Annotated in this window: 8 protein-coding genes; 4 read left to right on the forward strand and 4 right to left on the reverse strand. The window is 63.0% G+C overall.

The features are described from left to right. The first annotated feature begins 34 nt into the window (after positions 1-34). On the forward strand, positions 35-2,404 hold the full coding sequence (locus AC0L3O_RS04020) for a DUF1989 domain-containing protein (protein ID WP_473615013.1): 2,370 nt from the start codon (positions 35-37) through the stop codon (positions 2,402-2,404). Between the two features lie 362 nt (positions 2,405-2,766). Then, positions 2,767-4,476 (forward strand): APC family permease, encoded by a 1,710-nt coding sequence (locus tag AC0L3O_RS04025; protein ID WP_473534861.1) that lies wholly within the window; start codon positions 2,767-2,769, stop codon positions 4,474-4,476. A gap of 113 nt (positions 4,477-4,589) precedes the next feature. On the opposite strand, the gene AC0L3O_RS04030 is transcribed toward AC0L3O_RS04025, so the two are convergent. The 4 genes from AC0L3O_RS04030 to AC0L3O_RS04045 all read right to left on the reverse strand — a co-directional run bounded on the left by AC0L3O_RS04030 (position 4,590) and on the right by AC0L3O_RS04045 (position 11,577). After that, complete coding sequence (locus tag AC0L3O_RS04030) at positions 4,590-6,083, reverse strand: aldehyde dehydrogenase family protein (protein ID WP_473614860.1); 1,494 nt, start codon at positions 6,081-6,083, stop codon at positions 4,590-4,592. Positions 6,084-6,339: 256 nt separating this feature from the next. Further along, positions 6,340-9,507, reverse strand: coding sequence for an efflux RND transporter permease subunit (locus AC0L3O_RS04035; protein ID WP_473614861.1), 3,168 nt, complete (start codon positions 9,505-9,507; stop codon positions 6,340-6,342). A 248-nt stretch (positions 9,508-9,755) separates the two neighbouring features. Further along, the gene (locus tag AC0L3O_RS04040) at positions 9,756-10,895 is read right to left on the reverse strand and encodes an efflux RND transporter periplasmic adaptor subunit (protein ID WP_473615015.1); all 1,140 of its coding nucleotides are present in this window, start codon (positions 10,893-10,895) and stop codon (positions 9,756-9,758) included. 73 nt (positions 10,896-10,968) lie between these two features. Next, positions 10,969-11,577: a TetR/AcrR family transcriptional regulator gene (locus AC0L3O_RS04045; RefSeq protein WP_128167597.1), complete on the reverse strand. Its 609-nt coding sequence runs from the start codon at positions 11,575-11,577 to the stop codon at positions 10,969-10,971. A gap of 227 nt (positions 11,578-11,804) precedes the next feature. On the opposite strand from AC0L3O_RS04045, the gene AC0L3O_RS04050 reads away from it, so the two are divergent. Both AC0L3O_RS04050 and AC0L3O_RS04055 read left to right on the forward strand, forming a co-directional pair. Next, entirely contained in the window at positions 11,805-12,158 is a 354-nt protein-coding gene (locus tag AC0L3O_RS04050) for a VOC family protein (protein ID WP_473614863.1), read from the forward strand. Positions 12,159-12,228: 70 nt separating this feature from the next. Continuing rightward, positions 12,229-13,122: a PhzF family phenazine biosynthesis protein gene (locus tag AC0L3O_RS04055; protein WP_473614864.1), complete on the forward strand. Its 894-nt coding sequence runs from the start codon at positions 12,229-12,231 to the stop codon at positions 13,120-13,122. Positions 13,123-13,204: the final 82 nt, after the last annotated feature.

The following is a 13,204-nucleotide window of genomic DNA, read 5'->3' on the forward strand; positions in this document are numbered from 1 at the left end:
ACAGGCAAACTTGTTTCTTGAGACCCGGGTCGAGATGAGCCAGTCGCCCTACCCCGCCGTCGCTGCCGGACCGCCTCGACCGAGCCTAATCCTGCGGCCCGGCGAGATCGCGCTGCCCGCCGGCATGGAGCGCTATTCCGTTCAAGGCAATGGCGCGGTGCTCATCGATGTCGAGGCCGGCGATACCATCATCGTACGCAACGTCGAAGGCGGCCAAGCCTGCGAGCTCTTGGCATGGGACAAGAGCGGCGTGACTGATGCCGGCATTTTCGGCGAGAAATCGAACAGCAATGCCGCCGGCACCAAGGCGTTGCTGGCCAATGGCGACGACAGCCTCGCGTCCTTGCGCCGGGGGCTCGAGCGACGCCAGGTGCAGCTCGATCAGCCAAAGGCGGCTCGCATCTTCGGCGGCGCCACCCCTGCCGGCACCGAACAGGGTTTTGCCGTCGCGCGCGACGCCTCGATGCTGATCGCCGCCCCGGGCGGGCCGATGCCGGTCGACGGCCACGACACTGCAACGCCGCTCGGCGTCATCGTGCGCCGCGCCACGATCCGTCCGGCGGCGAAGTCCAGGCTTGGCGACCCGCTGGCCGACCCGGTGCTCGATTTGCGCGTCCATTCGGCGACCGCGGAAGCCTACTTCGTCAGGGCGGGTGACTATCTGCAGATCATCGATGTCGACGGGCGGCAATGCACCGACTTCCAGTGCTTTTCGGCGCGCAAGCTCGACAAGGGACGCGACCATCCGCTCGACGTGACGACGACCCGCACGCTGATGGGTTCGAGCTATCCGATGCCAGGCCTGCATTCGAAATATTACGACCAGGACATGGAGCCGCTGGTCGAGGTGGTGCAGGACACCTGCGGCCGGCACGATGCGTTCGCGCTCGCTTGCGCCGCCAAATATTACGACGACATCGGCTATCCCGGTCATCCCAACTGCTCGGAGAATTTCAACCGTGCGCTTTCCGACAAGGGTGTAACTCCTCGCGCGGGCTGGATGGCGATCAATTTCTTCTTCAACACGGCGATCGACGCGCACGGCGTCATGGTGTCGGACGAGCCATGGTCGCGGCCGGGCGACTATGTGCTGCTGCGGGCGCTTACCGACATCGTTTGCGTGTCGTCCGCCTGTCCCGACGACACGACGCCGGCCAATGGCTGGAACCTGACCGACATCCATGTGCGGACCTATTCCGGTAAGCATAAATTCTCGCGAGCGATCGCGAGACGCATGACGCCCGATTCGGAACCGAAAATGACCCGCGAGACATCATTTCATTCGAGCTTTGCCAAGCACACCCGCAACTTCGTCGAGTACAGGGGTTATTGGCTGGCCAATTCCTTCGCAAAAGAGGGCCCTATCGACGAATACTGGGCCTGCCGGCGGGATGCCGTGATCATGGACCTGTCGCCGCTGCGCAAATTCGAGGTCACCGGCCCGGATTCCGAAGCGCTGCTGCAATACACGCTGACCCGCGACATCAAAAAACTCGGCGTCGGCCAGGTCGTCTATTCCGCCATGTGCTACGAGCATGGCGGCATGATCGACGACGGCACGCTGCTCAGGCTCGGCAAGGACAATTTCCGCTGGGTCGGCGGCGACGATCTGTCCGGCGAATGGCTGCGCGACACGGCGACGAGCCTCGGCCTCAACGTGCTGGTGCGCTCGTCGACCGACCAGATGCACAATGTCGCCGTGCAGGGACCGAAGAGCCGCGACATCCTGAAGGAGATCATCTGGACTTCGCCGCTGCAGCCGTCGATCGAGGAGCTCGAATGGTTCCGTTTCGCCGTCGCCCGCATCGGCGGCGGCAACGGCATTCCAATCGTCGTCTCGCGTACCGGCTACACCGGCGAACTCGGCTACGAGATCTGGTGCCATCCCCGCGACGCCGAGAAGGTGTTCGACGCCATCTGGGAGGCCGGCCAGCCGCACGGCTTGAAGCCGATGGGACTGCTGGCGCTCGACATGGTGCGCATCGAGGCCGGGCTGATCTTTGCCGGCTATGAATTTTCCGACCAGACCGACCCGTTCGAGGCCGGCATCGGCTTCACCGTGCCGCTGAAGAGCAAGACCGACGATTTCATCGGCCGCGAGGCGCTGATCCGGCGCAAGGAAAACCCGCAGAAGAAACTGGTCGGCCTCGACATCGACGCCAATGTCGCGGTCGGCCATGGCGATTGCGTCCATGTCGGCCGCGCCCAGATCGGCGAGGTCACTTCGAGCATGCGCTCGCCCGTGCTCAACAAGAACATCGCGCTGGCCAGGCTTGACGTTACCCATTCCGCCATTGGTACCGAAGTCGAGATCGGCAAGCTCGACGGCCACAGCAAGCGGCTGCCGGCGCGCGTCGTCGCCTTCGCGCACTACGACCCGCAAAAGACCAGACCGCGTTCCTGACGGCAGCATCCCTTGCCTTCTCCCCCTGTGGAAGAGGGTGGATCGGCGCGCAGCGCCGAGACGGAAGAGTGATGTTGGACGGAATGCTGTCGGTGCCAAGCTGGATCACCCCTCATCCGACCTCGCTTCGCGAGGTCACCTTCTCCCACAAGGGGAGAAGGCAAGAGCGTGTCCCACATCTGCGATGTGCACAGCTTCACAAAAACGCTTGACGTGAAAGCGTGACGCGTCGATCTTCACTCCCAAGAAAAAAATACTACTGAGCGGAAAACGCCTGAGGTCGTTCAACGCGTGCGTCGGTGACGCATCGCGAAATGTCGACTGTCGCCGATGGGGAACATCAAAATGGGGAATTCACGCAAATGAGCACGATAGTCTCTGCCCTGGTGCCGGCTGCCGAAGGGAAGCTGCACCGGAACATCGATTGGCGCGGTGCCTTCTGGGTGGCAAGCGGCGTTCCCGCCCTTGTGCTGTTTTCGATCGGCGGCATTGCCGGCACGACCGGGAAGCTGGCCTTCCTGATCTGGACCGTGTCCATGATCATGGGCTTCCTGCAATCCTTCACCTATGCGGAAATCGCTGGCCTGTTCCCGAACAAGTCCGGCGGCGCCTCGATCTATGGCGCCACCGCCTGGCTGCGTTATTCCAAGTTCATCGCGCCGCTTTCAGTGTGGTGCAACTGGTTCGCCTGGTCGCCGGTGCTGTCGCTCGGCTGCTCTATCGCCGCCGCCTATATCCTCAACGCGCTGGCGCCGGTGCCGCTGTTTACCGACACCTCGCCGGAAGTCCTTGCCTATATCGCGGCTAATACTGGGGCGAGTGCCGCCGACGCCATCACGGCGGTGAGCGCGGCCGCGACGCCGGCGATCCGCAACTGGACGCTCTACAGTCACACGTTGGGGCCGGTCTCTTTCACCTTCAACGCCACCTTCTTCATCGGCGCGGTGCTGATGCTGATCATCTTCTCGATCCAGCATCGCGGCATCCTGGGCACGGCCAACGTGCAGAAATATATCGGCCTGTTCGTGATCATCCCGATGCTGATCGTCGGCGTCGTGCCGATCGTCACCGGCCAGATCGACTGGGCGAATTTTTCGCCACTGGTGCCGCTGGCGGCCGCCTACGCGCCGGAGCCCGGGGCGTGGAACATCGCCGGCTGGACGCTCGTTCTCGGCGGCATGTTCATCGCCGCCTGGTCGACCTACGGTTTCGAGACAACCGTCTGTTACACGTCCGAGTTCAAGAATCCCGGCACGGACACCTTCAAGGCGATCTTCTATTCCGGCCTGCTGTGCATGCTGCTGTTCATCCTGGTGCCGTTCACCTTCCAGGGCGTGCTCGGCTTGAACGGCATGCTGGCCACCCCGATCGTCGACGGCTCCGGTGTTGCCGATGCCTTGGCCGGCATGGTCGGCGGCGGACAGCTCATCCATAGCCTGCTGGTGATGCTGATGATCCTGGCACTGGTGCTGTGCATCATGACGGCGATGGCGGGGTCCTCGCGCACGCTTTACCAAGGCTCCGTCGATGGCTGGCTGCCCCGCTATCTCAGCCATGTCAACGAGCACGGCGCCCCGACGCGGGCGATGTGGACCGACCTGATCTTCAACCTGGCCGTGCTGGCCATCGCCTCGGCCGACGCGACGAGTTTCTTCTTCATCCTCGCCGTGTCGAATTGCGGCTACATCATCTTCAACTTCCTCAACCTCAACGCCGGCTGGATCCACCGCATCGACAATGGCCATATCGCGCGGCCATGGCGCGCGCCGAGCTGGCTGCTCGGCCTCGGCGCCATCTTTGCCTATGTCAACATGATCTTCATGGGCGCCGGGGCAAAGGTCTGGAACCCGATGGCGCTGTGGGCAGGACTGATCACGGCTGCCCTCATCATCCCGGTGTTCTGCTTCAGGCATTACATCCAGGACAAGGGAAAGTTCCCCGACCATATGCTGGCTGACCTTGGCATGACGTCGTCGGATCTCGCGGTCAGAAAGGCGGGAATCCTGCCCTACCTGACGCTGATCGCCGGCGTCGTGGTGATGCTGCTCGCCAACTGGCTGTTCGTCATCTGACCCCGCCTGAAGGGATCAAGCGCGCGATGCGCGCTTGATCCCCGCATGTTCGTGCCGATGATTACCCGCCGCCGAGGCGGGTTTTTCGTTTCAGGGCCTATTCGGCGGATCGCTCAATCGATCTTGATGAACACGCCCTTGGTGTTGAGATACTCGTCGAGGTGCTCGGCACCGCCCTCGCGGCCGTAGCCGCTCATCTTGTAGCCGCCGAAGGGCACGGCCGGATCGATGGCGTGATAGGTGTTCACCCAGACTGAGCCGGCACGGATTTTTCGCGATAGCTGGTGGGCGATGGCGATGTTGCGGGTGAAGACCCCGGCAGCAAGACCGTAGGGCGTGTTGTTGGCGCGCTCGACCGCCTCATCGAGCGTATCGAACGGCAGCGCCGAAATCACCGGCCCGAAGATCTCCTCGCGCGCGATCCTCATGTCGTCCGAAACGCCGGCAAAGACGGTCGGCGCGACGAAATTGCCGGCGGCCAGCGCACCTTCCATGAGGCGTTCACCGCCGGTGACGAGGGTCGCGCCCTCCGCCGTGCCGGCCTGGAGATACGAGGCGACCCGTTGCAGCTGCTTTTCGGAGACGAGCGGGCCGATCTCGGTCGCCGGATCGATGCCATCGCCGATCCTAAGACCCTTGGCATAGGCCGCCAGCCGCTCGATGAATTCATCATGGACGGAGCGTTCGACGAACAGGCGCGAGCCGGCGATGCAGATCTGGCCGGAATTGGCGAACACCGACATCGCCGCCACCGGCACCGCCTTGTCGAGATCGGCGTCGGCGCAGACGATGACCGGCGACTTGCCGCCAAGCTCCAGCGAGACGCGCTTGAGGTTCCCGGCCGAGGCGCGGACGATCGACTGGCCGGTTGCCGTCGAGCCGGTGAAGACGATCTTGTCGACGCCCATATGCTCGGCAAGTGCGGCGCCTGCCTCGGCGCCGGTGCCGGTCACGATGTTGACGACGCCTGGGGGAACGCCGGCCTCGTTCATGAGGTCTGCGATCAGAAGCGGCGTCAGCGGCGCCTCTTCCGACGGTTTCAGCACCACCGTGCAGCCGGTCGCCAGCGCCGGTCCGATCTTCCAGATCGAAGCCGCCGTCGGGGCGTTCCACGGGATGATGGCGCCGACGACGCCGACCGGCTCCTTGCGCGTGAAGGAGACGATTTCGCCCGGCAGCGAGTTCTCGATCGTCTCGCCGTGCAGGGACGTCGCCATGCCGGCGTAATAGCGCAGCATGCCGATGACGCGGTTGCGGTTGGCCAGGGTGCGCACGATCGGCATGCCCATGTCGGTCGTGTCCGAGCGGCTGATCTCCTCCCAGTGCTTTTCGAAGAGATCGGCGATCCTGAGCAGCAGCACCTGCCGCTCATAGGGCTTGCACCGGCTCCACGGCCCGTCGAAGGCCCTGCGCGCTGCGGCCACCGCCAGCTCGACATCCTGGCGGTCGCCGCGCGGCACCGTGGCAATGACCGCGCCGGTGGCCGGATTGCGGGTCTCCATGGTCCTGCCCGAGCGGGCGTCGACCCAGGCCCCATCGACGAACATTTTGCGGTGGCGTCCGTCGATCGGCCGGCGCAGCGCCACCGGTGCCTGAGCTATGGTCATGACGTCCTCCTCCGGCGCGCAGTAGCCTCACTTGAGATTAATTATCGATGTCGGCGCCGCTCCTCATCAGCCTGCCGGGCACTTCTCCCCGTATAGTGACGGGGAGAAGGGGCTGGCCGCACGCTCGGCGCTTTTTTTGCAGCGCTGGATATTGGCGAAATCCTTTGCGAAGGCGTCCTTCTCCCCGTCACTATACGGGGAGAAGATGGCGGCAGCCAGATGAGGGGCGGCGCCAACCTGCGCGATTGCCTCGACCCTATTCGGCCGCCAGGGGCAGTTGCGGCTGGTCATCGTTTTCCGCCAGTTTCGGCTCGGCGGCCGGCTCGGCGGCCGGCGCCGCGTCCTCGACCTTCTTGCGCTCCCGGCCGAAGAACAAGGCATAGCCTGCCGGAAGGACGAGGATGGTCAGCACCGTGGCAACGAGGATGCCGCCCATCATGGCATAGGCGAGCGGACCCCAGAAGACGCCGCGCGAGATCGGGATCAGTGCCAGGACCGCCGTCAGCGCCGTCAGCATGATCGGCCGGAAACGGCGGACTGCCGAGCCGATGATGGCCTCCGAGCGTTCCATGCCGGCTGCGATGTCCTGGTCGATCTGGTCGACCAAGATGATCGAGTTGCGCATGATGATGCCAAGCAGCGCGATGACGCCGAGAATGGCGACGAAGCCGAACGGCGCGCCACTGATCAAAAGTGCCGCCGCAGCACCGATGATGCCGAGCGGACCGGTCGCCAGCACCAGCATCGCCTTGCCGAAGTGCTGCAGCTGGATCATTAGCAGCACGACGATGACGGCCAGCATGATTGGAGCTTTCGCTGCAATCGAGGCCTGGCTTTCGGCCGAATCCTCGGCGCCGCCCTGGATCTCGATGTTGTAGCCGGGCGCCAGACCGTCGCGCAGGCCCTGCATCTCGCTGTACATCTTCATGACGACATCGTTCGACTGCACGCCGTCCGGCAGCGTGGCGCGCACGCTGATGGTCGGCAGGCGGTCGCGCCGCCATTCGACGCCTTGCTCCAGCACCGGGACGACCTTGGCGACCTGCGACAGCGGCACGAAGCCACCGAAATCCGTCGGGACAGAGATCGAGTCGACCGCCGACAGCAGGTGGCGACTTGCCTCCGGCTCGCGGGCGACGATCGAAACCGTCTCCTCGCCGTCGCGGAAATCATCGAGCGGCGCTCCCGACATGGTCGCCTGCAGCATCTGGCGGATGCGCTGCGAGGTGACGCCGAGCGCACGGGCGCGATCCTGGTCGATCACCAGCTTCATCTCCGGCACCGGCTCCAGCCAGTCGTCGTGGACGGCGCCGAGCAGCGGATTTGCCTGGAACTTCGCCTTCACCTCGTCGGCGATGCGGCGCACCTCCTGGCGATCCGGGCCCATGACGCGCATCTGCACCGGCCAGCCGGTGGGCGGCCCAAGGAACAGGCGGTCGACCTTGGCACGGACGGACGGAAAATCCTCGGCCAGAATGGTGCGCAGCTTGGCGATCAGCCGCTCGCGGGCCGGTTCGTCATTGGCCATCACCAGAAGCTGGGCAAAGTTCGGATTGCGAAGCTGCTGGTCGAGCGGCAGGAAGAAGCGCGGCGCGCCCTCGCCGATATAGGTGGCGATGAAGCGCTTGTCCTTGTCGTCCATCATCCTGGTTTCGAGCGCCTTGGCCTGCGTCTCGACTTCCTTGATGCTGGTGCCTTCCGGCAGCCAGAGGTCGACAAGGATTTCCGGGCGCGACGACTGCGGGAAGAAATTCTGCGGGATGAACTGGAACGCCCACAGGCTGGTGACGAAGGTCACCAGCGTCATGACCAGCACGATGATGCGGTGGCGCACGGACCAGCTGACGGTGGCGCGAAGCCGGCGATAAAAGCGCGTGTCGAAGACATCGTGATGGCTGCCGGCGTGTTTTCGCTGCTTGAGGATCATATGACCAAGCCACGGCGTGAAATAGACCGCCACGAACCAGGAGACGACCAGCGCGATGCCGACGACGTAGAACAGCGTGCGCACATATTCGCCGGCCGTCGAAGCCGCGAAGCCGACCGGGATGAAGCCGGCGGTGGTGATCAGCGTGCCGGTCAGCATCGGAAAGGCCGTCGAGGTGTAAGCGAAGCTCGCCGCCTCGATCTTGACCATTCCTTCCTCGAGCTTGCGTTCCATCATTTCGACGACGATCATCGCATCGTCGACAAGCAGGCCGAGCGCGATGATCAGCGCGCCAAGCGAAATGCGCTGCAGATCGATGCCGATCTCGTACATGATGGCGAAGGTCGCGGCCAGAACGAGCGGAATGGTGATCGCGATCACCAGGCCCGAACGCCAGCCGATCGTCAGGAACGAAACGACAAGCACGATCAGCAGCGCCTCGCCGAGCGCCGTCATGAACTCGCCCACCGCGTCCCGCACGACTTCCGGCTGGTCGGCGATCTGATCGACCGAAACCCCGTAAGGCAAGGCCTCTTCGAAGCGGTGATAGGTAGCCTCGACCTCCTTGCCGACATCGGTGACGTTAAAACCCTTGGCCATGACGACGCCGACCTGGACGCTGTCGTGGCCGTTGAAGCGGTATTTGCGCTGATAGGGATCCTCGAGACCTTGGCTCACGGTTGCGATGTCGCCGAGGCGCGTCACCTGATTGCCGGCGCGCAGGCGAAGCTCGCGGATGTCGGCCGCCTCGGTCACGCTGCCCTCGACCGAGATGCGCACCGAGCGCTGGCCGGTATCGACCGAGCCTGCCGGATCGACATTGTTCTGGCCGTTGATCGCGTTCTGCAGATCGGTGAGTGTCAGGCCGCGCTCGGCAAGCACCTTGGACGAAACGTCGATATAGAGCTTTTCCGGCTGGTCGCCGATGATCACCGCCTTCTCGACGCCGGGCGTCGTCAGCAGCATGTCACGCGCCTGGATGGCCAGTTTCTTCAGTTCGGGATAGCTGTAGCCATCGCCGCTGATCGAATGCAGAGTGATGAAAGTGTCGCCGAATTCGTCGTTGAAGTAAGGCCCAAGCAGCCCCTGGGGCAGCTCATTGGCGATATCGCCGACCTTCTTGCGCACCTGGTAAAAGGCATCCGCGACCTCAGTCGGATTGGTGTCGCCTTCCACCTGCAGGGTGATGATGGCGCTGCCGGCGCGCGTGTAGGAGCGGACGAAATCGAGATGCGGCGTTTCCTGCAGCTTGCGCTCGATCTTATTGACGACCTGGTCCTCCATCTCCTGGATCGAGGCACCGGGCCAGACCGCCTGGACAACCATGACGCGGAAGGTGAAATCCGGGTCTTCCTTCTGGCCCATGCGCATCAGGCCGAGCGCGCCGGCAACAATGATCAGGCCGAACAGGAACCGCGCAATGCTCGGGTGCCCGATCGCCCAGCGCGAAAGATTGAAGGGCCTTTTTTCATGGGTGTCGGTGGTGTCGGTGGTCATAGCGCCAGTCCATCTGTCCGATCGTCAGCGCACGCACATGGCATGCCCACGGAGCTTCTTATGGTGGCTTCCGGGCGGCGAGGCTTTCCGAGCGGAGAGACACTCATCGCGGTGGGGCGCCAGGACCGATGTCGGGGGGTACATCGACCTGACGTCTCGACAATCGGGCACCTGCCGCCCGGAAACCGTGAACCGCTTGACCTCGCGGCTTGCGCCGATGCGAGGAAAAGCCGTTTTATGCCTGGCCGTCAGCGCACGCGCTTCATGGCCCCGCCATCATCGTCCGCCGATGCGGACTGCTGCACCGCATCGCCGGCCAGCTTGACCTTCAGATTTTCGGTCATGAATTGCGTGCCCGCCGCAACGACGACATCGCCGGGTTTTAACCCTTCGGCAACATGCACGCCGTCGGCGGTGAACTCGGCGACCTTGATCGGACGCGCATGGACGGTCTCGCCGCTGCGGTCCACGGTCCAGACGATCTGCTGGCCGTCCTTTTGCGCCAGCGCGCTCAACGGGATCGATACGCTTTGCAGGCTGTTGTTGGCGGCCGAAGCCTCGATATTCGCCGTCATGCCGAGAAGCACGCGCGGATCGTTGGGCAGGCTGACGCGAACGGCAAAGGTACGCGACTGCTGATCGGCACTGCCGGCGACTTCACGGACCTTGCCGTCGAGCGTCAGCGCTTCGTCGGACCAGAAGCTTGCCTTGACGTCCTTGCCCGGCTTGAACTGGGCGATATCCGTTTCCGGCACGGCGATCAGCACTTCCTTTTCGCCATCGACGGCAACGGTCACAACCGGCGTGCCGGAGCCGACCACCTGACCGACATCGGCGGTGACTGACGTGACGATGCCATTCCTGTCCGCCTTGAGGTCGGTGTAGAGAACCTGGTTCTTCGCCTGGTCAAGCGCTGAACGGGCGGAATTGCGGGTGGCGACCGCCTGATCATAGCTGAGCGTCGCCTGTTCGAGCTGCGATTTCGAGGAGAACTTCTTGGCAAACAGCTGTTCGGCACGACGGCGGGCAAGGCCCGTTGTCTCGACCTGCCGCTCGGCGGCCTCGAGGCTGGCCTCGGCGCTGTTGACCGAAAGGTCGTAGTCGGCGGGATCGATGCGGGCCAGAACGTCGCCCGGCTTGACGCGCTGGCCGATGTCGACCAGGCGCTCGGTGATCTTGCCGTTGATGCGGAAGCCGAGATTCATCTCGGTGCGGGCACGCACCGATCCGGAGTAGGAGAGCTCACGGGTATTGTTCGCCTTGGCGATCTCGACGACCTTGACCGGCCGGACGATGTCCTTGACTTCCACTTTTTCTTGCGAGCAACCGGCGAGCCCAAGCGCCGCGACGACGACCAGAGCCGGACCAATGGCCGGCAGCCTGTTCATGATGGATTTGGACAAAGACACTTGCGTACTCCCGAACTGGAGATGGATTGTCGACGCCGGCGGACGCCGCCGGTCATTTCTTCAAGGCCCTGATGGCAAACTCGATAAGCTCGTCCGGCATCGCCCGGTTGTTCTTGGCAAGGCACTGGGCGACCATCTGCGGGTGACACAGGGTGATGATAGAGGCGCCGAAACACCGCGAAGCGACTTCCGGGTCCTGGTCGGCAAACTCGCCGGCCGCGATTCCCTCGCGGATCACCTCCTCGACCAAGCCGCGGATCCTGTCGATATGCTTCTCGATGACATGCCAATCGCGCTCGATGGCGACGACGACCATTTCGTGCACCTTCTCCTGGTCGAGCATGGTGTCGCGGGTCCACTGATAATGCGTTTGCACGTAGCGGCGCAGCCTTTCGCTGGCCGTTCCGGGACTATGGCAGGCGTCGTAGGTCAGTTGGTAGCAGGTAGCGAGCATACGGCCGCAAACGGCCTGGTGGATTTCGACCTTGGAGGCGAAGAAACGGTAGATGTTGGCCGTCGACATGCCGAGTTCACGGGCTATGTCGGCGACATTGGTCTTGCCGTAGCCGTAGTGGCGGAACAGCCGCTCTGCGCAATCGAGGATGCGCGCGACATTCTCCTGCCGGACCAGATCAGCCGTCGTGTCGAGGGTGTCATGCATCATGTATCATTAGCTCTTACGAGTGACGAATTTTGAATTTCGTCACTCGTAATTCGAAATTCCCCCCCTGTCAACAGGTGATGTTACCTTTCTGGACGACCGGTGACATCCTTTGATACAACCTAGGCGTGAACAGCGTTAACGAAGCCTGCTGCGGGTCCCCGCAGCGCAGCAATGCGTTATCATCGAAGCTGTGGAGATACGCCAAGCTGTGAAGGAGACATGGAATGACCGTGCTGCGCATTGTCTCGAATATCGCAACTGACAGCATTCCGGATGTTCGGAAGTTCTATACCGATTTGTTCGGGCTCGATGCCGTCATGGATCACGGCTGGCTCGTCACGCTGGCGTCCAGCGAAACCACCGTCCCCCAGATCAGCATCGCCAGCGAGGGCGGCTCAGGCACCCCGGTGCCTGATCTGTCGATCGAGGTCGACAATGTCGATGCGGTTTATCTTCGCGCGAACGAGATCGGTTGCAGAGTGGTCTATGATTTGACCGACGAACCGTGGGGGGTAAGACGCTTCTTCATTGCCGACCCGACCGGCAAGCTAGTCAACGTGCTCTCGCATGTTCGGTAGAGATTGTTCTTTCGGTAGAGATTGTTCTGCAAACTGAACGGGCCCAATTGCGGTTCTCGGAGGAAAAACCATGAGCAGAACAATTCCATTTCATTTCGTCGATGTCTTCGCGGTAGAGCCGCTGACCGGCAATTCCCTTGCGGTGGTTGATGGCGGTGACGAGTTGGCGCTCGAGCTGATGCAGAACATTGCCCGTGAGTTCAACCAGTCCGAGACCACTTTTGTCCTACCGGCGACCCGGGCGGACGCCGATTGGAAATTGCGCTCTTTCACGCCGAAAGGCGTGGAGGTTTTCGGCGCAGGCGGCCACAACACGCTAGGGGCCTGGTGGTGGCTCGCTGCGGCCGGGCGGCTCGAGTTGGGCGATGGCCCGACATGGTTTCACCAACAGATCGGCGACTTGGTATATCCATTGGCCATCTGGCAAAGCCAGGGAAAACTCGAAAAGATCATTATGCGGCAAGAAGCCCCAGTGGCCGGCCGGCAGATCTCAAATCCTGGCGCCCTTGCCGCGGCACTTGGCTTAAATACTGAAGAAATAACGGACGTCGTGCCTTGCCAGGTGGTCTCGACCGGTGCTGCCCATCTCCTGGTGCCAATCCGCGATCGCCAAGCCGTCGACCGGATTTCGCCTGACGCCAAACAGCTTTTCGACCTGCTCAACGAGGTCGGCGGGGAAGGCTGCTACGTCTTCTCACTTGATCCGCCACTGCGGGGAAGCACAGCGTATGCACGGTTTTTCAACCCGACTGTCGGCATTGCCGAGGATCCGGCAACCGGTACGGCGGCTGGTCCGCTCGCCGCACATCTGGTTGCACACGGTGTTGCGCAGCCCGGCGTAATCAAGGTCGAGCAAGGCACGGCGCTCGGACGTACCAGCATCATCGAGGTCGATGTCGATGCCGGCTCGGTGAGCGTGTCTGGACGCGGCATCGTGGTGGCGAGCGGGGCGTTTTCGATCTAGTCGAAGGTGAGTCAGATGGCGCGCAGGCACCGTACTTATGCCCGTCCCACAAGTTCGTAGCAGATGGGGCCCCGCCTTTGGC

The organism is Mesorhizobium sp. WSM4810 (assembly GCF_055811235.1).